Annotated in this window: 21 protein-coding genes and 1 pseudogene; 9 read left to right on the top strand and 13 right to left on the bottom strand. The window is 68.4% G+C overall.

The features are described 5' to 3' along the window. Nucleotides 1-2: 2 nt before the first annotated feature. Together ACW4E8_RS28555 and fur are read right to left on the bottom strand one after the other, a co-directional pair. Complete coding sequence (locus ACW4E8_RS28555; protein ID WP_316155379.1) at nt 3-266, bottom strand: hypothetical protein; 264 nt, start codon at nt 264-266, stop codon at nt 3-5. A 41-nt stretch (nt 267-307) separates the two neighbouring features. Continuing rightward, nucleotides 308-796, bottom strand: coding sequence for a ferric iron uptake transcriptional regulator (gene fur, locus ACW4E8_RS28550; protein WP_456807575.1), 489 nt, complete (start codon nt 794-796; stop codon nt 308-310). 674 nt (nt 797-1,470) lie between these two features. On the opposite strand from fur, the gene ACW4E8_RS28545 reads away from it, so the two are divergent. From ACW4E8_RS28545 to ACW4E8_RS28535, 3 genes are read left to right on the top strand one after another with little or no spacing between them, the layout of a single operon-like run. Next, on the top strand, nt 1,471-1,764 hold the full coding sequence (locus tag ACW4E8_RS28545) for a DUF3649 domain-containing protein (protein ID WP_456807574.1): 294 nt from the start codon (nt 1,471-1,473) through the stop codon (nt 1,762-1,764). Beyond that, nucleotides 1,764-3,407, top strand: a complete 1,644-nt coding sequence (locus tag ACW4E8_RS28540; protein WP_456807573.1) for a PepSY-associated TM helix domain-containing protein — start codon at nt 1,764-1,766, stop codon at nt 3,405-3,407. Before ACW4E8_RS28545 ends, ACW4E8_RS28540 begins: the two co-directional genes overlap by 1 nt. Further along, the gene (locus tag ACW4E8_RS28535; protein ID WP_456807572.1) at nt 3,404-3,760 is read left to right on the top strand and encodes a DUF3325 domain-containing protein; all 357 of its coding nucleotides are present in this window, start codon (nt 3,404-3,406) and stop codon (nt 3,758-3,760) included. The genes ACW4E8_RS28540 and ACW4E8_RS28535 overlap by 4 nt, the downstream gene beginning before the upstream one ends. A gap of 83 nt (nt 3,761-3,843) precedes the next feature. On the opposite strand, the pseudogene ACW4E8_RS28530 reads toward ACW4E8_RS28535, so the two are convergent. After that, a pseudogene (locus ACW4E8_RS28530) lies at nt 3,844-4,012 on the bottom strand (porin); the annotation flags it as partial. A 57-nt stretch (nt 4,013-4,069) separates the two neighbouring features. Further along, complete coding sequence (locus ACW4E8_RS28525) at nt 4,070-4,987, bottom strand: LysR substrate-binding domain-containing protein (protein ID WP_456807571.1); 918 nt, start codon at nt 4,985-4,987, stop codon at nt 4,070-4,072. Between the two features lie 189 nt (nt 4,988-5,176). Between ACW4E8_RS28525 and ACW4E8_RS28520 the strand changes: the two genes are divergently transcribed. Beyond that, complete coding sequence (locus tag ACW4E8_RS28520) at nt 5,177-6,199, top strand: 2-oxoadipate dioxygenase/decarboxylase family protein (protein WP_456807570.1); 1,023 nt, start codon at nt 5,177-5,179, stop codon at nt 6,197-6,199. 91 nt (nt 6,200-6,290) lie between these two features. On the opposite strand, the gene fusA is transcribed toward ACW4E8_RS28520, so the two are convergent. After that, on the bottom strand, nt 6,291-8,399 hold the full coding sequence (fusA, locus tag ACW4E8_RS28515) for an elongation factor G (protein WP_456807569.1): 2,109 nt from the start codon (nt 8,397-8,399) through the stop codon (nt 6,291-6,293). 293 nt (nt 8,400-8,692) lie between these two features. Here fusA and ACW4E8_RS28510 point away from each other — a divergent pair, with 293 nt between their 5' ends. Continuing rightward, nucleotides 8,693-9,322, top strand: a complete 630-nt coding sequence (locus tag ACW4E8_RS28510; RefSeq protein WP_456807568.1) for a response regulator — start codon at nt 8,693-8,695, stop codon at nt 9,320-9,322. A 68-nt stretch (nt 9,323-9,390) separates the two neighbouring features. Here the strand turns inward: ACW4E8_RS28510 and ACW4E8_RS28505 are convergent, their stop codons facing one another. Further along, nucleotides 9,391-10,164 carry a FadR/GntR family transcriptional regulator gene (locus ACW4E8_RS28505; RefSeq protein WP_456807567.1) on the bottom strand — a complete coding sequence of 258 codons (774 nt, stop codon included), beginning with the start codon at nt 10,162-10,164 and terminating at the stop codon, nt 9,391-9,393. A gap of 155 nt (nt 10,165-10,319) precedes the next feature. Between ACW4E8_RS28505 and gudD the strand changes: the two genes are divergently transcribed. The 3 genes from gudD to ACW4E8_RS28490 all read left to right on the top strand — a co-directional run bounded on the left by gudD (nt 10,320) and on the right by ACW4E8_RS28490 (nt 13,879). Continuing rightward, nucleotides 10,320-11,675, top strand: coding sequence for a glucarate dehydratase (gene gudD / locus ACW4E8_RS28500; protein ID WP_456807566.1), 1,356 nt, complete (start codon nt 10,320-10,322; stop codon nt 11,673-11,675). 82 nt (nt 11,676-11,757) lie between these two features. Further along, entirely contained in the window at nt 11,758-12,780 is a 1,023-nt protein-coding gene (locus ACW4E8_RS28495) for a Bug family tripartite tricarboxylate transporter substrate binding protein (RefSeq protein ID WP_456807565.1), read from the top strand. A 100-nt stretch (nt 12,781-12,880) separates the two neighbouring features. Further along, nucleotides 12,881-13,879, top strand: coding sequence for a Bug family tripartite tricarboxylate transporter substrate binding protein (locus ACW4E8_RS28490; RefSeq protein WP_456807564.1), 999 nt, complete (start codon nt 12,881-12,883; stop codon nt 13,877-13,879). Nucleotides 13,880-14,802: 923 nt separating this feature from the next. On the opposite strand, the gene ACW4E8_RS28485 is transcribed toward ACW4E8_RS28490, so the two are convergent. Together ACW4E8_RS28485 and kdgD are read right to left on the bottom strand one after the other, a co-directional pair. Continuing rightward, entirely contained in the window at nt 14,803-16,329 is a 1,527-nt protein-coding gene (locus ACW4E8_RS28485) for an aldehyde dehydrogenase (NADP(+)) (protein WP_456807563.1), read from the bottom strand. 103 nt (nt 16,330-16,432) lie between these two features. Further along, a complete protein-coding gene (gene kdgD, locus ACW4E8_RS28480) occupies nt 16,433-17,347 on the bottom strand; it encodes a 5-dehydro-4-deoxyglucarate dehydratase (RefSeq protein WP_456807562.1) in 915 nt (304 codons plus the stop codon). Between the two features lie 414 nt (nt 17,348-17,761). Here kdgD and ACW4E8_RS28475 point away from each other — a divergent pair, with 414 nt between their 5' ends. Next, the gene (locus ACW4E8_RS28475; protein WP_456807561.1) at nt 17,762-18,739 is read left to right on the top strand and encodes a DedA family protein/thiosulfate sulfurtransferase GlpE; all 978 of its coding nucleotides are present in this window, start codon (nt 17,762-17,764) and stop codon (nt 18,737-18,739) included. Nucleotides 18,740-18,764: 25 nt separating this feature from the next. On the opposite strand, the gene ACW4E8_RS28470 is transcribed toward ACW4E8_RS28475, so the two are convergent. The 5 genes from ACW4E8_RS28470 to ACW4E8_RS28450 form a co-directional block, all read right to left on the bottom strand. Beyond that, complete coding sequence (locus ACW4E8_RS28470; RefSeq protein WP_456807560.1) at nt 18,765-19,721, bottom strand: DUF1177 domain-containing protein; 957 nt, start codon at nt 19,719-19,721, stop codon at nt 18,765-18,767. A 58-nt stretch (nt 19,722-19,779) separates the two neighbouring features. Further along, on the bottom strand, nt 19,780-20,940 hold the full coding sequence (locus ACW4E8_RS28465; protein WP_456807559.1) for a porin: 1,161 nt from the start codon (nt 20,938-20,940) through the stop codon (nt 19,780-19,782). A 134-nt stretch (nt 20,941-21,074) separates the two neighbouring features. Next, nucleotides 21,075-21,830, bottom strand: coding sequence for a dipeptidase PepE (gene pepE, locus ACW4E8_RS28460; protein WP_456807558.1), 756 nt, complete (start codon nt 21,828-21,830; stop codon nt 21,075-21,077). Nucleotides 21,831-21,872: 42 nt separating this feature from the next. Then, nucleotides 21,873-23,066 (bottom strand): aminotransferase class V-fold PLP-dependent enzyme, encoded by a 1,194-nt coding sequence (locus ACW4E8_RS28455; RefSeq protein WP_456807557.1) that lies wholly within the window; start codon nt 23,064-23,066, stop codon nt 21,873-21,875. Nucleotides 23,067-23,133: 67 nt separating this feature from the next. Continuing rightward, nucleotides 23,134-24,741, bottom strand: a complete 1,608-nt coding sequence (locus tag ACW4E8_RS28450) for an OPT/YSL family transporter (RefSeq protein WP_456807556.1) — start codon at nt 24,739-24,741, stop codon at nt 23,134-23,136. Nucleotides 24,742-24,766 lie beyond the last annotated feature (25 nt).

Genomic DNA, 24,766 nt, shown 5'->3' with positions numbered 1-24,766 from the left:
GTTCAGGCCTGTGCCGCCGTGCCCGCCGCCACGTTGTACTGCTCGCGCACCATCATCACCACCCGGCGTGCCTGTCGCAGGTGGCGCACGGCGTCGGCTTCGCTGCGTTCGGGGAAATCGACTTCGGCGCTCCAGTTGCAGCCGGTGTGGTCGGGCCGGTGCACGCAGACCGCGCGCAGCTGGCAGTCGTGGCAGCCGGGCTCCTGCCGCAGGCACAGGTTGAGCAGGCGTTTGAGTTCGGACAGCGGCTTGTTCAGGCGCTCCATGGATGGCTCCGTCAGGTGCGCGGCATGAGGCGGCGGCGCGCTTACGCGCGGGCGGGCAGCTCCGGCGTGGGCTCGGCCTCATTGGCGCCGGCCCGGCATTCCGGGCAGACGCCGTACAGCACCAGCATGTGTTCGCGCAAAACAAAGGCGTTGTCGGCGGCTACCTGGCGCTGGCGCTGCTCGATGCTTTCATCGCGGAATTCTTCCACGCGGCCGCAGGCGACGCAGATCAGGTGGTCATGGTGGCCGCCTTCGTTGAGTTCGAACACGGCGTGGTCGGACTCGAAGCTGTGCCGCAGCAGGATGTCGGCCTGCACCAGCTGGTTGAGCACGCGATACACCGTCGACAGTCCCGCGTCCTCGTCCTGCGTCAGCAGGATGCGGTAGACGTCTTCGGCGCTCAGGTGGCGCCGGGCGCTGGTGCGGAACACTTCAAGGATCCGCATGCGCGGCGATGTGGCCTTCAGGCCGGCGCGCTTGAGATGGATCGGGTTTGTGCTCTCGAATGACATGGCGGAAGGCATTGGCATGCGGCTGGCGCCCCGCGGGCAGGGCGGCGCCCGGCCTGGCGCCGCGCACGGGCGGCGTCGATGGCTTGGCGGGATTTCAGGCTGAAGCGCCACGGCCGGACCAGCGCTGGCGCTCCCGTCCCTGGCGGCGCGCCGTGCCTGCACAACGCGCGGAATAAAAAGGTGGCCTGGCTTGTCACCGGAAGACGCGATCGGGAAAGCGGGGTCTGGTTGCTTTCCCGATCTTCCGAAGACTGGCTACTGCCAAACGCTCCGCGTGACGGAGCGGTCCCCACAAAAGTCGGTGTCGGATGCCGCAGCGGCGGCATCCGGAAATCTTGTTCCTGCCAGCTTCGGTCGTTGCCGCGTGCCGCGGCGCGCCGGACCTGGCCGGTCTGCCTGTCGGGCGGTGCGCCGTGCGTCAGGCAGTGATCGAATAGTAAATGGGAATCGATCTCATTACAAGAGAAATTTTACCGGGCGCCTCATTTTTTTGAGAGTGGTCTGGTGGCGCAATGTACGACCTTGAGGACGGTAATACGAATTGTTATCATTCGTAACGATTCCTTGTCCCGGTCCTGCGCCATGTATCGACGTTCCACCCGCCATTGCCGTCCCGTCTCCGGCATGCCGCTGCAGTCAGCCCCAGCCGTGATTGCCGGCCTTGCCTGCGGCGCAGTACTGCGCGTGCCGGCATGAGCCAGGCCCACGCACCCGGCTGGCGCTATCGCGCCGGGGTGGCCTCGCGCGCGGTTGCAGCCATTGCTGGCGGCTACGCGCTGGCGGCGTTGACCACCGCGGCCCTGTCCGTCTGGCTGCCGATGGCGCGGCCCGATGCCGTGACCACGGCCACGCTGCTGTCCTTTGCGGTCTATGCCGCGGCGGCCGTCTGGGTCTTCGCGGTGCGCAGCGCCTGGCGCGCGTGGGCAGGCCTGGCGCTGCCGGCCGCGCTGCTGTCGGGGCTGCTGGCCGTGGGACGGGGCGGCTGATGCGGGCAGGTTTCAGGCAGTCGATGGCATGGCTCCATACCTGGAGCGGCCTGCTGGTGTGCTGGGTGTTGCTCCTGATGTTCTGCGGCGGCACCGCCAGCTATTTCAAGGAAGAGATTTCGCTGTGGATGCGGCCCGAGCTGCATCGCACCACGCCCGCCGCCGAGGTGCCGGCCGCGCAGGTGGCGCAGAACGCGGTGCGCTACCTCAGCCGGCAGGCACCGGATGCCGCGCGCTGGTTCATCACGCTGCCCGACGATCGCCGCCAGGCCGCCAGCGTGCGGTGGGTCTACAAGCCGGGCCAGGCGCCGCGCGATGCCGACGGCAAGCCGCGCCGATTCGACAGCCGCTTGCTCGACCCGGCCACCGGCGCGCCGCTGCAGGCCGCGCGCGAGACCCGCGGCGGCGAGTTCCTGTACCGGCTGCATTTCGACCTGCACTACATGCCGGCCAAGTGGGCGCGCTGGATTGCCGGCTTCTGCGCCATGTTCATGCTGGTCGCCATCGTCAGCGGCGTCATCACGCACCGGCGCATCTTTGCCGACTTCTTCACGTTCCGGCGCGGCAAGGGCCAGCGATCCTGGCTCGATGCGCACAATGCGCTGGCGGTGCTGGCGCTGCCGTTCCACCTGATGATCACCTACACGGGGCTGGTCACGCTGCTGTTCATGTATATGCCTTGGGGCATCGAGGCCGCCTACCGCGGCGGCGAGCGTGCTTTCCAGGCCGAGGCGATGTTGCGTCCGCCGCCAGCCAGGGCTGCGGGCACGCCCGCCGCGCTGGCAAGCGTGGCAGACATGGTGGCGCAGGCGGAGCGCCGCTGGCAGGGGGCCGCGCCGCGGCGCATCACCGTGAACCTGCCGGGCGATGCCAATGCCACCGTGGCGCTGACCCGTGCCGAGCCGCATACGCTGGCACACGATGCGCCCACGCTTGAATTCTCCGGCACCAGCGGCGCCATGCTGCGCGCGTACGCAGAAGACAAGTCCGCGGCAGAGCTGACGCGCAGCGTCATGACCGGCCTGCATATCGCCGGCTTTGCTTCACCAGGCCTGCGCGCGCTGTTCTTCCTGTGCGGTCTTGCCGGCACCGCCATGGTGGCCACCGGGGCGATCCTGTGGGCGGTACGCACGCGCCAGCAGCAGGCCAAGGCGCTGGCTGCAGGTGCACGGCCCAGCGTTGGCCTGCGCCTGGTCGAGGCGCTGAACATCAGCGCCATCGCCGGCCTGCCGATTGCCTTTGCCAGCTACTTCTGGGCCAACCGCCTGTTGCCGGTGGCACTGGCGCAACGGCCTGAAGCGGAGATCCGCTGGTTCTTCATCGCCTGGGCCGCCTGCGCGCTGCTGGCGCTGCTGCGTCCCGCGCGCGGCATGTGGCGCGCACAGTTGTGGGCGGGGGCGGCGCTGTTCGGGGGCATCCCGGTGCTCAACGCCCTGACCACCGAATCGCACCTGGGCGTGACCTTGCTGCAGGGGCGCGGGCCGGCGGCGGTGGCTGGCTTCGACCTGGTGACGCTGGCGCTCGGCATCGCGCTGGCGGCCGCGGCCTGGATGGTCGGACGCAGGCAGCCGGCACCGCGGCGCACGTCACGCCAGCCGCAGAAGGTGGCCGACGTGGCTGCCGGCACGCAGGAGCCCGCATGAACATGCTGGCTGCCTTCGCACTGTCGCTGTCAGGATTCGCCGCACTGGCGCTGTCGCTCGACCGCCACCATGCAGATATCCATGGCCGCGGCAGCATGCCGTCGAGGCGCGCGGTGGCAGGGCTGCGCGCGGCGGGTGCCGGCGCGCTCGCGCTGGCCTGGTCGCTCCACGTTGCTGCCGACGGCGGGCCGCTGGGAACGGTGTCGTGGCTTGGCACGCTGACAGCCAGCGCGTTTGCCGTGGCGCTGGGCCTGTCCTATGCGCCACGCGCGGTGCAGCGCCTGCTGCCGGGCGTGGCAGGTATCGGCCTGGCCGCGCTGGCCGCGCGCGGGCTGCTTGCAACGTGGGCGTAGCCCCTGCGCAGCTTACAGCGGCGGGGACACCCAGTACGGGTCGCGGCCGTAGTACTCGTGCAGCGACTTGCCCCACTGGGGATCCAGAAATTGCCCCAGCCCTGGCCCAGCGGATTGAAGGCCCAGCCAATATTGTTCAGCGCGTTGTACTGGCGCCCGAAGGGTCAGGCTGCCCCAGTCGCCGGAAAGTCCCGCTTAGGCCTGGCGCCCGAACAGCGCGTTGTAGCTGGCGCGGCCATCGTCGCTGCCGATGACCTGCGTTGCGCAAACGCCGGAAAGTGCGCCATCGGCCGCAGCGAGGTGGCGCGATCAGTCGCCGGCAGCCGTGGCCGGCGCATCGCGCGACAGGCCCAGGATCCAGTTGCGGAAGGCCGCCAGCGCTTCGGATTCGGGCCGGCCCTCCGGATAGGCAAAGTAGTAGCCCTGCTGCTCGTCCAGCATGCCCGCCAGCGGGATCACCAGCTGGCCGGTCTGCAGTTCGCGCTCGATCAGCAGGCGCGGCGCCAGGCCGATGCCAAGCCCGGCCGCCGCGGCGGCCGTCATCATCGTGAACAGTTCGTAGCGCGGCCCGCGCGAGGCGGCCAGGTCATAGGCCCAGCCCTGTGCCGCGTACCAGTCGCGCCAGGCGTTGGCGCGCGTGCTCAGGTGCAGGTGGCGGCAGCGCGCCAGGCTGGCGGCGTCGGTCACGGGATGCCCGGCCAGGAAGGCGGGACTGCACACCGGCACCATGCCCCCTTCGCGGAAGATCACGCCGCCGCGTGTGCCGGGCCAGAACTGGTCGCCGAAGTAAATCGCCGCGTCGTAGGCGCATTCCTGGAACGAGAACGGCTGCGAGCGCGCCGACAGGTTGACCGTCACATTGGGATGGCGCCGCGCAAAGTCCGGCAGGCGCGGGATCAGCCATTGGGTGGCAAAGGTGGGCACCACCGCCAGCTCCAGCGTGTACCCCATGGCCCGGCCGGTGGTGATTTCCAGCGTGTCGCGCTGCAGGTGGTCCAGGTGCCGGCGGATGCGCGCGGCGTATTCGCGCCCGGTATCGGTCAGCTCCAGGCGCCGGCGCACGCGCGTGAACAGCGCCACGCCCAGGCGCTGCTCCAGCTGCGCCACCTGCCGCCCCACCGCGCTGTGCGTCAGCGCCAGCTCTGCCGCGGCGCGGGTAAAGCTGCCCAGCCGTGCCGAAGCCTCGAAGGCCTGCAGCGCGCCCAGGTTGGGGATGTCGTTTCTCATGGGACTGCGAGGGAAGGAAGGCTGACAGTATAAACAGCGGCGCCAGGCCCGCACCGCTACCCTGATCGTGCGCCGCACGCACAACGTTGTGCGCAATGCGCGCTTGTGCGCGCCATGGGGGCGCCCCTATCCTGCCCCGCGGATCGTCGCCAGCCCGGCTGCCGTCCCAGTGCTCACCTGTTTGCGCCCATGACCTCCAAACTCTCCACGCTCCTCACCGCCAACGTCGGCGCCGCCCGCGCCGCGCAACTGCTCGCGCTGGTCACCTTGCCCGCGGATCTGCCGCAGGCCCCGCAGGGCCGTGCCACCCGCGCGGAAATCGCCCAGGCCCTGAACATGGTGCTGTTCGGCGGCATCCTCGAGCGCGTGCCGACCGGCCGCGCCTACACCGACGATGTCGCCGCCGCCGGCGGCAAGGTCACCTTCGACCACGGCGCGCTGCGCACGGTCAAGTGGCGCGACAACGGCGCGCTGCCCGAAGGCGAGGCCGCCTTCACCCGCATCCTGCGCCCGCTCGGCTACATGCTCAACGGCACCTATCCGCTGGACCGCATCGGCATGACCGGCCGCTCATACGCGCATGCCGACGCGCCTGAGGACATCGCTCAGTTCTTCCTCAGCGAATTCCATCCGGAACGCTTCAGCGATGCCTTCCGCGCCGCCGTCAGCCGCGTCACCGGCACCTCCGCCGACCCGCTCACGCCGCGCGCGCAGACCCTGCTGTGGCAGCTGGAGCGCGACGGCGCACTGGACCTGGCCGACGGCGCCGAGCTGGTCGGCCTGCTGGTGCCATGCTTCGAGCGCCAGCACGCCACGCCGAGCCTGGCCGACTATGAAACCCTGCTGAGTGAATCGGCGGAGATGGCCTGGGTCGCCACCGAAGGCAACGCCTTCAACCACGCCACCGACCGCGTCGACGACGTGTTCGCGCTCGCCGAGCAGCAGAAGCAGCTGGGCCGGCCGATGAAGGACAAGGTGGAAGTCTCGCGCAGCGGCCGCGTCAAGCAGACCGCGTTCCGCGCGGACACGGTGCGCCGCACCTTCGTCGGCGCGCAGGGCGAGACGGTGGAGCGGGACGTGCCGGGATCGTTCTACGAGTTCATCACGCGCGACCGCTTTGCCGAAGATGCGGCCGCGCCGCAGCGTTATGACCTGGGGTTTGATGCGGGCAATGCGCAGGGGATCTTCAAGATGACGGCGGCGGCTTGCTGAGGTGGTGAGGGGGGAGGGCGCGGGCGCGTGGATGCGCCGGCCCTCTCCCCCGGCCCCTCTCCCGCAAGCGGGCGAGGGGAGCAAACCTTTGTTACCCCGCCCGCTTCGTCGATATCACCGCCTCAGCCACATTGGCCGGCGCCTCGGCATAGTGCTTGAACTCCATCGTGTACGTCGCGCGCCCCTGCGTCAGCGAGCGCAGCGTGGTGGAGTAGCCAAACATGGTTGCCAGCGGCACCTCGGCGCGCACGATCTTGCCGCCGCCACCGGCGATGTCTTCCATGCCGTGCACCATGCCGCGACGTGACGACAAATCGCCCATCACGTTGCCGGTGAATTCCTCAGGCGTTTCCACCTCGACGGCCATCATCGGCTCCAGCAGGATGGGCCTGGCCCGGCGCATGCCGTCCTTGAACGCCATCGAGCCGGCCATGCGGAATGCGTTCTCGTTCGAGTCCACGTCGTGGTAGGAGCCGAACACCAGCGTGGCCTTGATGTCGACCACCGGGTAGCCGGCCAGCACGCCTGACTGCAGGGTCTCGCGGATGCCCTTGTCCACCGCGGGGATGAACTCGCGCGGGACCACGCCGCCCTTGATGGCATCGACGAACTCATAGCCGACGCCGTGCGGCATCGGCTCGAGGTTGAGCACCACGTGGCCGTACTGGCCGCGTCCGCCCGATTGCTTGATGAACTTGCCTTCCACGTCCTTGACCGGCTGGCGGATGGTCTCGCGGTAGGCCACCTGGGGCTTGCCGACCGAGGCCTCCACGCCGAACTCGCGCCGCATGCGCTCGACCAGGATTTCCAGGTGCAACTCGCCCATGCCGGAGATGATGGTCTGGCCGGATTCCTCGTCCGTGGTCACGCGGAAGGACGGGTCTTCCTGCGCAAGGCGGTTCAGCGCAATGCCCATCTTTTCCTGGTCGGCCTTGGTCCTGGGCTCCACTGCCTGCGAGATCACCGGTTCCGGGAAGCTCATGCGCTCCAGGATGATGACCTTGTCGGGGTCGCACAGCGTGTCGCCGGTGGTGGCTTCCTTCAGGCCGACGGCCGCGGCGATGTCGCCAGCGCGCACTTCCTTGATCTCCTGGCGCACGTTGGCGTGCATCTGCAGGATGCGGCCCAGGCGCTCGCGCTTGCCCTTGACCGGGTTGTAGACGGCGTCGCCGGATTTGACTACGCCGGAATAGACGCGGAAGAAGATCAGTTGGCCGACAAAGGGGTCGGTCATGATCTTGAACGCCAGCGCGGCAAACGGCTCGTCGTCGTTGGGATGGCGTTCGGCTTCGCGGTCGTCTTCGGTGTGGCCCAGGATGGCCGGCACGTCGGCGGGCGAGGGCAGGTAGTCGATGACGGCGTCCAACATGCTCTGCACGCCCTTGTTCTTGAAGGCGCTGCCGCACAGCATCGGCACGATCTCGTTGGCGATGGTGCGCTTGCGCAGGCCGCGCTTGATCTGGTCCTCGGTCAGGGGCTCGCCCGACAGGTACTGGTGGAGCAGCGTCTCGTCGGCCTCGGCGGCGGCTTCGACCATCTTGTCGCGCCATTGCTGTGCGGTGGCCAGCAGGTCCGCCGGAATGTCCTGGTATTCGAAGCGCACGCCCTGGCTGGCATCGTCCCAGACGATGGCCTTCATCGTGACCAGGTCGACCACGCCCTTGAAATGGTCCTCGGCGCCCAGCGGGATCTGGATCGGCACGGCGCGGCCCTTGAGGCGGTCGGCAATCTGCGTCTGCACGCGGAAGAAGTCGGCGCCGACGCGGTCCATCTTGTTGACGAAGGCAATGCGCGGCACCGCGTACTTGTTGGCCTGGCGCCAGACCGTCTCGGACTGCGGCTGCACGCCGCCGACGGCGTCATAGACCATGCAGGCGCCGTCGAGCACGCGCATGGAGCGCTCGACTTCGATGGTGAAGTCGACGTGTCCCGGCGTATCGATGATGTTGATGCGGTGTTCGGGGTAGTTGCCGGCCATGCCTTTCCAGAAGGCAGTGGTGGCGGCCGACGTGATGGTGATGCCGCGCTCCTGCTCCTGCTCCATCCAGTCCATGGTGGCCGCGCCATCGTGCACTTCGCCCAGCTTGTGGCTGACGCCCGTGTAGAACAGGATCCGTTCGGTCGTCGTGGTCTTGCCGGCGTCGATATGCGCGCTGATGCCGATATTGCGGTAGCGCTCGATGGGGGTCTTGCGAGGCACAGTGTTCTCCATGGATGAAACCCGCTGGAATAGAGTAGCACCACTGGCCGTTTGCCGTTGTCCCTGCCGTGCGCAGGGGCACACCGCCGCGGCCCGGTGCTCCGGCATGAGCGTGTGTCTGAGGCGGGCCTAGGATTCGGCTTCATGCGAAACCGATTTCTCCCATCCTGCCAGCGTCCGCGGCTCCCTATACTGGCGCAGCATCGCGCCCCGCGTGTTCATCGCCCCTGCCATCCCATGCCCGGGCGGAATGCGCCTGGTCGCCGATGCGTTCCCGGACTACGAAGCCACGCATGACAACCATCCTGATCGTTGACGACCATCCGGCGATGCGGCTGGTGCTCAGGCACCACCTGTTGCAGCTGCTTGGCGTAGACGAGGTGATCGAAGCAGACAACGGACAGTGCGCCATCGAGCTGGTGCGCGCGCGCACGCCGGACCTCGTGCTGCTCGACCTGGACATCCCGCGCTCCAGCGGGCTGGATGTGGCGCCGCGCCTGCGCGCGATCCATCCGCAGGTGCGCATTCTGGTGGTGACGGCGCTGGACCCGGCCGTGTTCATCAGCCGGTCATGGCAGGCCGGTGCGCAGGGCTTCGTCAGCAAGACCCAGGACATCAAGGAAATCCTGCGTGCGGTCGAGGCGGTGCTGGCGGGCTATACCGTGTTCCCGGTGCTCAGCCGCGGCGGCGCGCCGCGCCAGGCCATGTCGGCCGATGAGGAGATCCTGCGGCGCCTTTCCGACAAGGAACTGGTGGTGCTGCAAATGCTGGCGCGCGGCCTGTCGTACAAGGCCATCAGCGCCAGCCTCTTTATCAGCAACAAGACCGTCAGCAGCTACAAGGCTCGCATCATGGGCAAGCTGCAGGTCTCGTCCCTGGTGGAGCTGGTGGACTTTGCGCGGCGCTGCCGGCTGACGCCCTAATTCCGGTCTTTCTTATTAGACATCGTATGACTTGGCGGGCCGCACCCACCCAGGTGCGTGCGCGCCGCTCAGCCTTGGGCGCCGGCCGGCGCTGAGGCCTTGCGCAGCCGTTCGCGGCTGTTGGTCAGGTGCATGCGCATGGCGGCCTTGGCCCCGTCGGGGTCGCGGCGCTCGATCGCGTCGTAGATGTTCTCGTGTTCGATGCTGACGCGCTCCAGGTACTGCTCGCGCTCGGGCGTGCTGACCTGCAGGCGGCTGCGCGGGATCACCATGGTGCCCAGGTGGCCCATGATGTCCGTGAAGTAGCGGTTGCCGGTGGCGCGCGCAATCTCCAGGTGGAAGGCAAAGTCGCTCTCCACGGCGTCGTTGCCGGCGCCGGCACTGCGCTTGAGCTCATCCAGCGCCTGGCGCATCGCGGCCAGCTGCGCGTCGGTGCGACGCGATGCGGCCAGGCCCGCGGCCTCGGCCTCAAGGCTGACACGGAATTCCAGCATCGCCATCACATCCATGGCCGTGCCCAGCGCGTCCGGCCCGATGCGGAAGGGCGAGGGCGCCTCGGCCGCGCGCGCCAGCACGAAGGTGCCGATGCCGTGGCGCGTCTCCACCAGGCCGCTGGCCTGCAGCCGCGACAGTGCCTCGCGCACCACGGTGCGGCTGACCCCCATCGACGCCATGATTTCCGACTCGGTCGGCAGCTTGTTGCCGGGCTTGAGCTGGCCCTGGCGGATCTCTTCGCCAAGGGCCTGCACCACTTCCTCGGCAAGCGTGCGGCCGCGGCGGCGCAGCAGCGCTTGCGGCGCAGGAACAGGCGGAACGGACTGGGCGGGGGTGGAGTTCGGCATGGTGGCTACGGGCGGGGTTTCCCGGACTTGACCGGTTCGAGATGGCCTCATTATACTGGGTTATCAGTCATACGATGACAGATAACATACGCAACACGATGGCCCGGGTGGACGATACTGCGCCCGCCATCGGAAATGCCGGAGACAACCCAGAGATGACCCCAACCGCCGCCCCCGTGGCGTCCGCCCACACCCCGGTCGTGACCGAACTCACCGTGGTGCCCGTGGCCGGGCATGACAGCATGCTGATGAACCTGTCCGGCGCCCATGGCCCGTACTTCACGCGCAATATCGTGATCGTGCGCGACAGCGCCGGCCATACCGGAGTGGGCGAGGTCCCGGGCGGCGAGGGCATCCGCCAGACGCTGGAAGACGCGCGGCCGCTGCTGGTGGGCCAGCCCATCGGCCAGTACCAGGCCATCCTGAACCGCGTGCGCGCGGCATTCGCCAGCCGTGATGCCGGCGGCCGCGGCCTGCAGACCTTTGACCTGCGCATCACCATCCATGCGGTGACGGCGCTGGAGGCGGCCCTGCTCGACCTGCTCGGCCAGCACCTCGAGGTGCCGGTGGCCGCACTGCTCGGCGAAGGCCAGCAGCGCGACGCCGTGGAGATGCTGGGTTACCTCTTCTATATCGGCGACCGCCAGCGCACCACGCTGGACTACCGCACCGAGCCCGATGCCGACAACGCGTGGTTCCGCCTGCGCAATGAAGTGGCGATGACGCCCGAGGGTGTGGTGCGCCTGGCCGAAGCCGCCTATGAGCGCTACGGCTTCAACGATTTCAAGCTCAAGGGCGGCGTGCTGGGCGGCGACGAAGAGATGGAAGCGGTCCTGGCGCTGGCCGAACGCTTCCCCAAGGCGCGCATCACGCTGGACCCCAACGGCGCCTGGTCGCTGGCAGAAGCCGTGCGCCTGTGCCGCGACAAGCGCGGCGTGCTCGCCTATGCCGAAGACCCGTGCGGTGCCGAAGACGGCTACTCCGGGCGCGAGATCATGGCCGAGTTCCGCACCGCCACCGGACTGCCCACCGCCACCAACATGATCGCCACCGACTGGCGCCAGATGGGGCATGCGGTGCGGCTGCAGTCGGTCGACATCCCGCTGGCCGACCCGCACTTCTGGACCATGCAGGGCTCGGTGCGCGTGGCGCAGATGTGCGCCGAATGGGGCCTGACCTGGGGCTCGCATTCGAACAACCACTTCGATATTTCGCTGGCGATGTTCACCCACGTGGCCGCTGCCGCACCGGGGCGCGTCACTGCCATCGACACGCACTGGATCTGGCAGGACGGCGAAAACCTGACCCGCAACCCGCTGAAGATCGAAGGCGGCCTGGTGCAGGTGCCCAAGACGCCGGGCCTGGGCGTGGAGCTCGACATGGATGCCCTGGCGCGCGCGCACGAGCTGTACCAGCGCAAGGGCCTGGGCGCACGCGACGATGCCACGGCGATGCAGTTCCTGATCCCCGGCTGGAAGTTCAACAACAAGGCGCCCTGCATGGTGCGCTGATGCGGTACCGGTAACGCCCAACCGGCCGCTGCCGTCATCGGGACGGCCGGCTCATCGGATAAAGACACTGCAGGAGACAACGATGTACACGTTCCAACGCCAGCGCGCCCTGCGCCTGCACCACTGGCTGCGCGCCTTCGCGCTCGGCTCTGTCGTCACGGTGGCGGCCCTGACCGTCAGCGCCGCCGCCTACGCCGCGCCACAGGACTGGCCGCAACGCCCGGTATCGGTGGTGGTGCCGTTCCCGCCGGGGGGCTCCAGCGACGCCATCGCGCGCATGCTGACCGTGCCGCTCAATGAAAAGCTGGGCCAGCCTTTCGTCATCGACAACCGCCCCGGCGCGACCGGCGCCATCGGCGCCACCTTCGTCAAGCGCGCGCCGGCGGACGGCTACACCATGATGGTGGCGTCGATCGGCGTCTATGCGGTGAACCCGTTCCTGCAGAAGAACCTGGCCTATGACCCGGCCAAGGACTTCGACCTGCTGACCGTGGCGGTGCGCGCGCCCAACGTGCTGGTGGCCAACCCGCAGTTCCCGGCCAATACGCTGCAGGAACTGGTGGCCTACATGAAGAAGAATCCGGGCAAGGTCAGCTTTGCCTCGTCCGGCGCGGGCTCGTCCGACCACCTGACCGCGGCGCTGTTCTGGCAGAAGAGCGCCACCGACGGCCTGCACGTGCCCTACAAGGGCGGCGGCCCGGCTATCTCCGACCTGCTTGCCGGCCAGGTTGACGTGTCGTTCCAGAACGTCAACGCCGTGCTGCAGCACATCCGCACCGGCAAGCTCAAGGCCATGGCGGTGACCTCCGACAAGCGCTCGCCGGTGCTGCCCAATGTGCCGACCATGGCCGAGGCCGGCGTGAAGGATGTGGAGGTGTACTCGTGGCAAGGCGTGGCGGCGCCGCGCGGCCTGCCGCCCGAGGTGAAGAGCCGCCTGCACGGCGCGCTGGTGTCGTCGCTGAACGACCCGAAGATGCGCCAGAAGCTGTCCGAGAGCGGCTTCGAGGTGGTGGCCAACACGCCCGAGCAGTTCAACCAGTTCGAGGCGCAGGAGCTGCAGCGCTGGAAGACCGTGATCGAGACGGGCAAGATCGCGCTGGACTGAAGCCATAGCACTGAACCCAGACACTACAGCACCGACCGCGCCGGCCATGCACGCATAGCGTGCTGCGCCGGCGCGCGCGTCATCGACAGGAGACAACAGCATGACCCAGGGACGCCGCACCTTCCTCAAGCAATCCTCCGTACTGGCCGCCGGCCTGGCAGCCGGCCCGCTCGCGGGCCTGTCATCGGCCGCGCACGCCGCACCGGACTGGCCCACCCGCCCGATCCGCCTGGTGGTGCCGTACACCGCCGGCGGCTCGTCGGACATCATCGCGCGCCTGATCAGCAAGCAGCTGGGCGAGGTGCTGGGCCAGTCAGTGGTGGTGGACAACCGCCCCGGCGCCAACGGCAACGTCGGCGCGGCACTGGTGGCGCAGGCCACCGACAACCACACGCTGATGCTGTGCGATATCGGCGCGCTGGCGATCAGCCCGTCGGTCTATACCAAGCTGACCTTCAATATCGCCAAGGACCTCAAGCCGGTGTCGATGCTGGCCTACTCGCCGCACCTGCTGGTGGTGCATCCGTCGGTGCAGGCGACCAGCGTGAAGGAACTGGTGGCACTGTCGCAGCGCAGCCAGCTCAACTTTGCCGTGACCGCCATCGGCAGCGCGCCGCACCTGGCCGGCGTGGCGGTGGAGCAGGCCACCGGCGCCAAGTGGCAATACGTACCCTACAAGGGCGGCTCGCAGGCCATTGCCGATACCGTGGGCGGCAGCGCCCAGGTGCTGATGAACGGCATGCTGGCCACGCTGCCGCACGTGCAGTCGGGCAAGCTCAAGCTGATCGCCCAGTCCAAGCGCACGCGCATGCCGCTGCTGCAGAACGTGCCGACCATCGCCGAGCAGGGCGTGCCGAATTTCGAATCCGGAACGTGGCAGGGCGTGATGGCCCCGGCCAGCATGCCCGATGCGATGGTGGCGCGCATCAGCGGCGAGCTGATCCGCATCATCCGCGCGCCGGACCTACGCGCGCAGCTGGTGGCCCAGGGGGCGGAGGTGGTGACGATGACGCCGGGGGAGACTGGGAAGTTCTTTGTTGCTGAGCAGTCGCGATGGGCGGGGGTGGTGAAGCAGGCGGGGATCAAGCTGGAGGCTTGAGTGGGAGCTTTTCCGCTGCGCCCAACGAGAGACGCCCTCATCGAGGGCGTTTTTTGTTGGGCGTTGCTGAGGGCTTTATGGGGTTCTTGGGGTTGCTTTGCCTTCGTGCCATGCGGTTGGATTGTGGCTCTTGGCGGGCGTGGCTGTTTCGCCGGCGTAGCCGGCGACCTACTTTCTGTCCGAGCGACAGAAAGTAGGCAAAGAGCGCGTCGCCTGGGCGGCTGGCCATAAATTGCACGGTGTTGGTCATATGGCGGCGGTGGTTGCCGTTTTTGCGTGGTTGCCCGTTCGACCCAGCTACGCTCCCTGTCTGGTGCCTACGTCGAGGGACTATTGGACGAACCCGACTTTAGGCTATTGGCAGCCTGCTAACCAGGTTATCGGTGGGACGCCTTCGGCTGCGCTGCGCGCACTCAGCATCGTAGGTTGAGTGCCCAGGCACGGAGTGCATCGCTGCGCTCGCACGGCGCTGTCGCCAATGACGCCGGGCCAAAAGCGCAAGTCAGGAAGTGGCCATTCGTTCTGCCACGTTAGGGCCGGCGCGAAGCGCAGCCGAAGGCGTCCCACCGACGCGGTGGTTAGCAGGCGGCCAACCGCCTAAAGTCGGGTTCGTCCAATAGTCCGTCGACGCAGGCACCGGACAGGATGCGTAGCAGGGTCGAACCACCCACCACATCGAACGGAAATCACCACCGCCCGAACCACCCCCACCGTGAAATGGATGGCCAGCCGCCGAGGCGACGCGCTTTTTGGTTACTTTTTGGCGCTCGGCCAAAAAGTGACCCGCCCAGCAGGGCGGAACCAGGCCGTCGACCTACGACAACATTGAACCCCCACTACGTACCCAAGCCAACCAGCAGCACCCCCCCTCGCCCAGTTCTTCGACGCGGCGTACGTGGGCATGAGCGTCAAGGCCCATGGGATCAACCCTTCACCGCCTCCGGCAACAACGCCTGCGGCAAGTTCTGATAACAAACCGGCCGCAAGAACCGGTCAATCGCCGTCGCCCCCACGGAAGTCGAACGCGCATCCGAAGTCGCCGGGAACGGCCCGCCATGCACCATCGCGTAGGCAACCTCAACGCCAGTCGGATAGCCATTGCACAGCACCCGCCCGGCCTTGCGTTCCAGCACCGGCAACAGGCGCCGCGCGGCCGCGTGGTCGGCATCGTCGAGTTGCATCGTCGCCGTCAGCTGGCCTTCAAGCTGTCGCGCCACCGTCAGCATCTCTTCGAGATCGCGGCACACCACCAGCACCGTCGAGGGGCCGAACACCTCGGCCTGCATCCGATGATCCGCCAGGAACTGCGCCGCGGCGGTCTCGAACATCACCGGCCGCGCCTGGTTGGCCCCGTTGCCGTCGACGCCGTCGCCAATGCGTTGCAGACCGTCGAGCGACGACAGCTGCGCCACGCCTTGCTCATAGGCGGCATGGATGCCGGGCGTCAGCATGGTCGCTGCCGGCTTGCCTTGCAGCGCGCCGAGCGCCGATGCGCGGAACTTGTCGAGGGCGGGGCCTTCGATGCCGATCACCAGCCCGGGGTTGGTACAGAACTGGCCGACGCCCATCACCAGCGAATCCACCAGCTGGCGTCCGATTTCCTCGCCGCGCGCATCCAGCGCCGCGGGCAGCAGGAACACCGGGTTGATGCTGCTCATCTCCGCATATACCGGGATCGGCTGCGGGCGGCGCTGGGCAGCCTGCATCAGCGCCAGGCCGCCGGCGCGCGAGCCGGTGAAGCCCACCGCCTGGATTGCCCGATGCGAGACCAGTGCCGTGCCGATGGCATTGCCCGCCCCGACCAGCAGCGAGAACACGCCTTCGGGCAGGCCCGCGTCCTGCACGGCCTGCTGGATCACGCGCGCCACCAGTTCCGACGTGCCCAGGTGCGCCGGGTGTGCCTTGACCACGACCGGGCAGCCCGCGGCCAGCGCCGAGGCGGTGTCGCCGCCGGCCACTGAGAAGGCCAGCGGGAAGTTGCTGGCGCCGAATACCGCCACCGGGCCGATGGCGATGCGCTGCATGCGCAGGTCCGGGCGCGGCGGGTTGCGCTCGGGCAGCGCGGCGTCGAAGGTGGCCTGCTGCCAGCGGCCTTCGCGCAGCACGGTGGCAAACAGGCGCAGCTGGCCGGCGGTGCGGCCGCGCTCGCCCTGCAGGCGCGCGATCGGCAGTGCGCTTTCCAGGTGGGCGCGTTCGATCAGCGTGTCGCCCAGCGCCTCGATGCCGGTGGCGATGGCTTCGAGCAAGGCCGCGCGCTGCTCTGGCGTGGTGTTGCGGTAGGTGTCGAAAGCGGCTTCGGCCAGCGCGCAGGCGCGCTCGACCTCGGCCTGGCCGCCGCCATGGAAGTCAGGGCCCAGGGCTTCGCCGGTGGCGGGATTGATGGCCTGCAGCAGGGCTTCGGTGCCGCGCACGGCTTGCGCGCCGATCAGCATGTCGCCGGTGATGTGCATGGAAGGATTCCTTGTCAGCGTTTGGAACGGGAAGGCCGGCCGGAGGGCAAGTGCCCCGCGGCCGGCCTGTCGATATGCAATGCGAGGACGGCTTGCTTGCCGGTTACTGCGGGCCGAGCTTGTTGATCAGCGCGCCCAGCATCTCCATCTCCTCGCCGGTCAGGTCGGTCAGCGGCGTGCGCACCGGGCCGCCGTCGCGGCCGACCATGCGGGCGCCGGCCTTGACGATGCTCACGGCATAGCCGGCCTTGCGGTTGCGGATGGCCAGGTAGGGCAGGAAGAAGTTGTCGAGCAGGCGGCCCACGGTGTCATGGTCGTCCGCGGCGATGGCGCGGTAGAAGTCCATCGCGGTCCTGGGGATGAAGTTGAACACTGCCGACGAATACACCGGCACGCCCAGCGCCTTGTAGGCCGCGGCATAGACCTCGGCCGTGGGCAGGCCGCCCAGGTAAGAGAAGCGGTCGCCCAGCTTGCGGCGGATGCTGACCATGGCCTCGATGTCACCCACGCCGTCCTTGAAGCCGACCAGGTTGGAGCAGCGCTCCGCCAGGCGTGCGAGTTGCGTCGCATCCAGCTTCGAGTTGGCACGATTGTAGACGATCACACCGATATCCACCGACTTGCAGACCTCCTCCACGTGGGCGGCAATGCCGTCCTGGCTGGCTTCGGTCAGGTAGTGCGGCAGCAGCAGCACGCCGGCCGCGCCCAGGCGCTGGGCTTCCTGCGCGTAGGCGATGGCGGTGCGGGTCGGGCCGCCGGCGCCGGCCAGGATCGGCACCTTGCCGGCGCAGGTGCGCACGGCGGTGTCGACCACGGCCGAGTAGTCCTGCGGCGTCAGCGAGAAGAACTCGCCGGTGCCGCCCGCCGCGAACAGCGCGGTGGCGCCGTAAGGGGCCAGCCACTCCAGCCGCGCGGCGTAGGACTGCGGCGCGAAGTCGCCCTGGGCGTCAAAGTCGGTGATCGGGAAGGACAGCAGGCCTTCAGAGACGATTTGCTTGAGTTCGTTGGGTGCGAGCATTGCGGCAATCCTGAGCGGGCCAGTGGCCCCGGGTGGCAGTGGAGGCTGACTGCGGCGGCGCAGGTCATCCGAGTTATCAGTCATCGTACGACAAGGTTTTGGCGAAGGCAATAGGGCAGGCAATCATTCGGGGTTAACCGGGATGCGGCCGGCGTGTTCGCTGGAAAGCCTTGCGGGCGCCCAAAAAACGACAGAAACGCGCAGTCAGGGGCACTTCATGCCCGCGATTTCGGCAGTCGTACTGTGGTGAGGTAGGTGAGGCTGGAATGTGATGTTGTAGGATAACGTAGGTCAGGGCGGCTCCCTGCCGGCGCGCCGTCCACTCAGGAAATTTGAAACACCCATGCAAAGCTGCCAGTGCACGGGTCCCCGGCGACTGGCACACTGGCATCCTGGACTGACGGGGAGAACATAGTGGGAGAGTTACAGGCCTTGCTGGAAAACCACGGGCTGATGCTGGTGTTCCTGAACGTGCTGGTCGAGCAGGCCGGGCTGCCGGTGCCGGCGTACCCGATGCTGTTCGTCGCCGGCGCGCTGGGCGTGCAGGAAACCGGGCCGTCGATCGGCGCGGTGCTGGCTGCGGTGATCTTCGCCTGCCTGATTGCCGATACCGGCTGGTACTTCGCCGGACGCCGGCTGGGGCAGCCGATGCTGCGCACGATCTGCCGGGTTTCGATTTCGCAGGACTCGTGCATCCGCCAGACCCAGTCGCTCTATCTGCGCGTGGGGCCGCGCTCGCTGGTGATTGCCAAGCTGCTGCCCGGTGCCGGCGCCTTGTCCACCGCGATGGCGGGCATGACGGGCACGCCGTTGCCGGTGTTCCTGTTTTATGACGCCATCGGCGCGCTGGTCTGGGCTGGCAGCGCCTTGCTGATCGGCGTGGTGTTCAGTGATTTTATCGATGCCATCCTGGAGGCGTTCAGCGCCTACGGGCATATGGCCGTGGTGGGGCTGGTGGTGGCGTTCGCGCTGTTCCTGGCGTGGCGCTGGTGGCGCCGCCTCCGGCTGCTGCGCCGCACGCGGCGCGTGCCGCGCATGACGGTGGATGAACTGGAAGCGCGCCGGCTGGCCGGCAGCCTGCCGGTGGTGATCGACGTGCGCGCCCACGGCGACACGCCGATGGAGCGCATTCCCGGCTCGGTGGTGCTCGACATGCAGGGCGCGCTGGACAGCCTGGACGCGCTGGGCGTGCCGCATGCTGGGGCCGACATCGTGGTCTATTGCGCCTGCCCCAATGAACTGTCCGCCGCGCTGCTGGCCGAGCGCCTGCGCGTGGCTGGCTACCCGAAGACCTGGGCGCTGGCCGGCGGCTTCGACGAATGGAAGCGGCGCCACGGCGGCACCGCCCCGACCGAGGCGGCCAACCAGCCAGGGCCGGCCGAAGCCGCCTGAACCTGCCAGGCCGTCGGCGCTGCGCTCAGCGCTTGCCCGCGGTCTGGAATACCGACAGGTCCGGGTAGACCGCGCGGATCTTCTCCCACTCGGCGGCATTGAAGAACTGGCACTTGCCGGCGCCAAAGCGCTTGGACACCTCCACGCAGAAGCGCACGGCTTCGGCGATGTCGATCTCATGGTTGGCCGAGGTCGCGCTGCCCGACACCACCGACTGCGCCGTCACCGCCACGCCGACCACCGGCGCCTGGGTGGCCACGTGCGGCTGCATGATGCTGTTGAAGTGGTACAGGCCGTTGTGGTACGGCGTGATGTCCTGCTGCGAGATCGGGAAGGTCACCGCCGGGCAGCCGCTGGTGGACTCCATCGTCGCCACCAGGTCTGGCGCCACGCGCAGGATGTAACCCTGCATCGCCGTCGGCGAAATCGCAAAGCCGCGGTGCTTGATGATGCTGTTGCCCTTGGAGGCATCGATCGACAGGATCGCGTCCATCTCCGGCAGCACCTGGTAGTCGTTCATGGTGTCGGACGAGACCGGCATGCCCATGAACGGCACCGGGTCGTGCGGCTGCATCGAGACATTGGTCGACAGGTGCGTGGTCACGATCACGTCGCCCACCAGGTGGTCGCCGCGCGCCTTCATCTGCGCCAGCTTGAGCGCCACCGCCAGGCAGCCGATCGGGCCGTCGGCATCAGACACCAGCCCCACCAGTTCCGGGCGCGCGCCAATCGCGCCGTTGCGGCCGATCACGCCCAGCGTCGGCGCACTGCCGCCGCTACGCTTGCCCGCGTTGCCGGGGATCACGATGGTGATGAAGTCGGTGGTGTTGGCCGTGTTCTCGGGCGGGGCGTTGTGGATCGTGGTCACTTCCACGCTCACGCCGGCGCCAGCGTAGGGCGCGAACAGTTCGCTGACGACCGCACCGTTGGCGTGCGGGCTGTCCAGGGCTTCATGAATGACCAGCGTCTGCTGCAGGGCCATGGCTTTCTCCAAATAATGTGCCCTGCCCGCGCGGTGCGGGCAGGGCGTCTACAAAAAGTCAGAACTGGTGGCGCAGGCCGACCATCACCGTGGCCTGGCTGTCGCGCCCGTCCAGCGGCTTGCCGCTGCCGCCGGTCCAGCTGGTGGTGTTGTTGCCGAACAGGCCCGACCAGTCGCCGTGCACACGGTCGTAGGCCAGCGCCAGGTAGGCATCGGTGCGCTTGCTGAAGGCGTAGTCGGCGACCGCATAGGCAGTGGTGCGGTTGCCGCTGAAGCCGTCGGCACGCGTGCGGTTGTGCATCACGCTGCCGATCAGCGTGACGCTGCCGGTGACCGGGTAGCTCGCGCCCAGCGTGAAGAAGTCGTCGTGGCGGCTGCCGCCAAAGACCGAGCTGATGGCGGCGCGGTTGGTCGGCGTGGCGGCGGTCGACATGCTGGTGATGGTGGCCGTGTCGGTGCCGCCCTTGGACGAATCGAAGCCCGCGTCGCGGTCGCTGTGGATGTAGTTGGCGAACAGGCTGGCGCGGCCCACCGCGGCCTTCAGGCCGGCCAGGTAGATGCGCGCGGCGCGGCTCTGGCTGTCGCGGGTCTGTTGGAAGTCGCCCACTGCGCTGATGGGGCCGGCGGCGTACCTCACGCCGAACGACATCGACGAGGTCGCGCGGGTGTTGCCCGCGGTTTCGCCCAGCGCGTATTCGGCGATCACCGATACCGGGCCGAAGTTGCCGGTGTAGCTGACAGCGTTGTCGTAGCGCTGGCCGGTCAGGAAGACCATCCACGCATTGGACGGCGCCGCGCCCACGCCGAGCGGGTCGACGTAGTACAGCATGGTGTTGGCGGTGGTGTACTGCCGGCCCAGCGCCAGCTCGCCCCACTGGTTGCCGATCTTCACATACGCCTGGCGCCCGAACAGCTGCCCCTGCTGGTCCAGCTTGCCGGTGTCGGCCAGCAGGCCGTTTTCCAGCACGAAGCCGGCCTTCATGCCGCCGCCCAGGTCTTCAATGCCGCGCAGGCCGAAGCGGCTGCCCGACAGGAACCCTTCGCCGCCCTGCTGCAGCCCGACCTGGGCATCGCCCGCGGGGTTCGAGTGGGTCTGGTAGGTCAGCGCGGTATCGATCACGCCGTACAGCGTCACCCCGGACTGCGCCATCGCGGCGGCCGGCAGGCCCAGCAGCACCGGCAGTGCCAGGCGGGCGGCGTGGCGAATGGTGTGGCTCATCTTGTTTTCTCCTCCGAAGGGCAAAAGGGGGCCCGCGCGGGCGGCACGGCGCGGCCCGCGGGGCGGTTTTCTCTTTGTTGTGGCCGGGACCGGCCCGGGTCAGTGCGTCAGCGGCTCAAGGCGGTGCCGCCGGCTCAGGCAGCAAAGCCCGGCCAGTCCTGCATCCCGGCCGGACCGGTGATCTGCGACAGCGGGAACGTCTCGCCTTCGCGAATCGTTTCGGCCTTGCCTTCGGCGGGGAACCACAGCGCATGGCGCTCGCCCAGCACGGTGCCGCGGGTGCCGTCCGAGAACAGCGCCGAACCCTCGGGCAGCGCAAACACCTGCTCCGGCGCGTTGATGTGTAGGAACTCGGCCAGGCGCTCTTCGCGGCTTTCGCCGTTGTGGCCGGCGGGCTTGCCGCTGATGAAGTGCGGGTTGATCTGGAACGGCACCAGCCCCAGCGCACGCAGCGACGGCGGCTGCACGATGGGCATGTCGTTGGTGGTGCGGACGGTCGGGCAGGCGACGTTGCTGCCGGCGCTCCAGCCCACGTACGGCGTGCCCGCGCGCACCCTGGCGCGGATCGCGTCGACGATGCCGGCGTCGTACATGCGCTTGAGCAGCGCAAAGGTGTTGCCGCCGCCGACCGCGATGGCCTCGGCCTGCTCCACGGCGCGCAGCGGATCGGCGCTGTGGTGGATCGATTCCAGCGCGTAGCCCAGCGTCTCAAACACCGGCTTGACCATGCCTTCATAGGTGTCGAAGCTGAACGTCACGCCGGCGAACGGCACGAACAGCACCTTGCGCGGCTCGCGCCTGAGCAGCGTGTGGATCTGCTCGCCGGCGTGCTCGAGGTAGCCGAGGTTGTCCTTGCGCGAGCTGCTCATCAGGAGGATGCGTTGGGTCATGTCTTGGTTTCCGTCAGGAGTCTGGTGAGGTGCAATGCGGGATCAGGCGATCGCGGCGCGGATCAGCGCGGCCACGCGGTCGATCTCTTCATGCGTGTTGAAGTAGTGCAGCGAGACGCGCGCCATGGTGGACACGCCGTAGCGCGCCAGGATGGCGTCGGCCATGAAGTTGCCGGCTTCGATGATGCATTGCTGCGCTTCCAGCGCGGCCACGATGCGCGCCGGGTCCACGCCGCGCACATTGAACGGCACGATGCCGATGCGGTTGGCCACGTCGGCCGGGCCGTACAGCTCGAAGCCGGGGATCGACGCGAACCTTGCCACCGCGTACCCGGTCAGGTCGCGCACGCGCGCCTCGATGGCGTCGATGCCGATGGCGGCCGCGTAGTCGATGGCGGTGCCCATGCCGAGGATCGCCGGCACGATCGGGCAGCCAGCCTCGAAGCGCTTGGCGCCAGCCACCAGCGACAGCGCGCCGGTAGCGCGGTCGTAGGCGCCGTTCCACCAGCCCACCAGCGCGGGCTCGATCTGCTCGATCAGCGCGCGGCGCACATACAGGAAGCCCGAGCCCTCGGTCGCGCGCAGCGCCTTGCGGCCGCCGCCAGCCAGGAAATCGCAGTCCAGCTCGGCCACGTCCGAGCGCAGCATGCCCACGCTCTGCGCCGCATTGACCAGCGACAGCACGCCGTGGCGGCGCGCCACCGCGCAGATCGGCGCGGCCGGCTGCACCGCACCCGTCGAATTGGGCAGGTGCGAAAAGGTGAGCAGACGCGTGCGCGGAGTGACGGCGGCCTCGAACGCCTCGGGCGAAAGCAGCCCTTCGGCATTGGCCGCCACCATCTTCACGACGATGCCGTGCGATTGCTCCAGCCGGCGCCAGGGCAGCAGGTTGCTGAGCATCTCGGTGTCGGCCACCAGCACTTCGTCACCGGCCTTCCAGGCGATGCCGCGCGCGACGATGGAGATGCTCTCCGTGGCGTTTTTGGTGAAGGCGACTTCGTCGGCGGCGCAGTTGAGCAGCCCGGCCAGCTTGCCGCGCACCGCTTCCACGCGCGCATAGGTCTCTTTGCGGAAGGCCGGCAGGTAGATGCCGACATGGCCGGTATCGAGCAGGTAGCTGCGCACGGTATCGAGCACCGCGTCGGGCGGCAACGAGGCCGCGGCGGTGTCGAGATAGATGGTGGAGGCCGTCAGCGGGGTGTCGGCGCGGATGGCCTGGATGGCTTGGATATCCATGGAACGTCTCGGGTATTGACAGGCGGGACGCGGCGACCGCGCCCCGAGGTAAGACTCAGTTGCGCACTTACTTGCGCAGCTTGGTGACGGAGCCGAAGAAGCTGAACAGCGCGTCGCCGGCAATTACGCCGCCGGCAAAGGCGCTCATCTCGGCCACGTGCTTGTCGCCGCGCAGGCGCTGCAGCACGAAGCGGATCGCGAGGCCGGCCAGCACTGCCCAGCCGGCCAGCGGCGAGGCAATCAGCATGCCGGTGGAAAGCAGGATGCCGAGCTGGCGCCTGGAGCCGCCGATCAGCTGCAGCAGCGCGCCGGGGATGGCCCAGATCACCAGGTTGCGGGCAATCTCCGCCGACGAGCCCGCCTTGATCGAGGCCGCGTAGACGCGGTCCACCGGCGGGATCAGGTTCTGCGCGAAGAAGGTGCCGTGGAACACCAGCACCACCACCGCGGCCACGGCAAAGCCGATCATCGCGGCCAGGAACTGCTGCTTGCGCCCGGCCAGCTCGGCCTCCATGTCGCGGCCTTCGCCGCGCAGCAGGTAGCCGGTCTTGAGGTCGTAGCCCATGTCGGCAAAGGCCGGGCCGGTGGCGGCGGAGAAGCCCACCAGCACCGCCAGCGCCGTCGGCGGGAAGCCGATCAGGATGCCGATGGTCAGCGTGATCAGCGCCACCGCGAAGGCCGGGAACCAGCCCGAATGCATCGCCGCGATGCCGACGATCAGCTCATGCACATAGGCGGCAAAGGCGGCATACAGCACGAACACCACCAGCATGCCCAGCGACATGTCCGAGACATGGCCGGCCAGCACCGAGATCAGCAGCGCAATCGCCAGGTAGATCAGGAAGCCGCCCGACAGGATGCGGCTGGCGCGCGAGGCCGGGACTTCGATGGTGCGTGCGTCAGCGGCCGGGGCGTAGCGCGCGCGGCGGATTTCATTGGCGACCTGGAACAGCGCGACGATGCCCGCGCCGATCATCAGGCCGTGCGGGATATAGGCCTTGGCGATGTCGACGCCGGTCAGCGCCACCGAATAGCCGCGCACCAGCAGGCCGATGCCGAACATGGTCAGTGCCGCCAGGTTGCCCAGGAAGGCCGCGCCGAACGCGGACATCGGCACGCCCAGCCAGGCGCCGCCAACGCCCACGGCAATGCCCAGCCCCAGGAACGCGGCCTTGCGCCCGCCGCGGTCGCCGGCCCAGATGGCCTCTGCCGTGGCGATGCCGGCCGGCCAGGTGCCGGTGGCGGGGAAGATCCTGCTGCCGAACAGGAAGTACAGCATGGCGCCGTCGACGAACATGGCGATCGCCGCGCCGATCAGCATCGGCGTGGCCAGTTCCGGCATGCCCATCGCGTATGGCACGCCGATCGGGATCATCAGCGAGTTGGCGGCGCCGAAGGTGGCCGACGAGATTGCCGTCTGCACCAGGTTCTGCCGCTCCAGCACGCGGAAGCGCCGCGTGATCTCCAGCGGGATGCGCGAGAACACGATCGCGATCAGCGCGCCGATGATCGAGGTGTTGGCCGAGATCCCCAGCGACACGATCAGCTGCATCCCGATCATGGCGCCGAACACCGACAGCCCCACGGAGACCAGCAGCAGCAAGGGCTCCATGAAGCGTGTCCGTGTTGCAGGCTGCGCCGCCATCGGCGCGTTCAGTTGTGTTGGCATGGTCATGTTGTCCACCGCTCCCCGTAGTGTT

The organism is Cupriavidus sp. CP313 (assembly GCF_054072015.1).
This window is presented reverse-complemented; position numbering and strand designations above follow the sequence as displayed.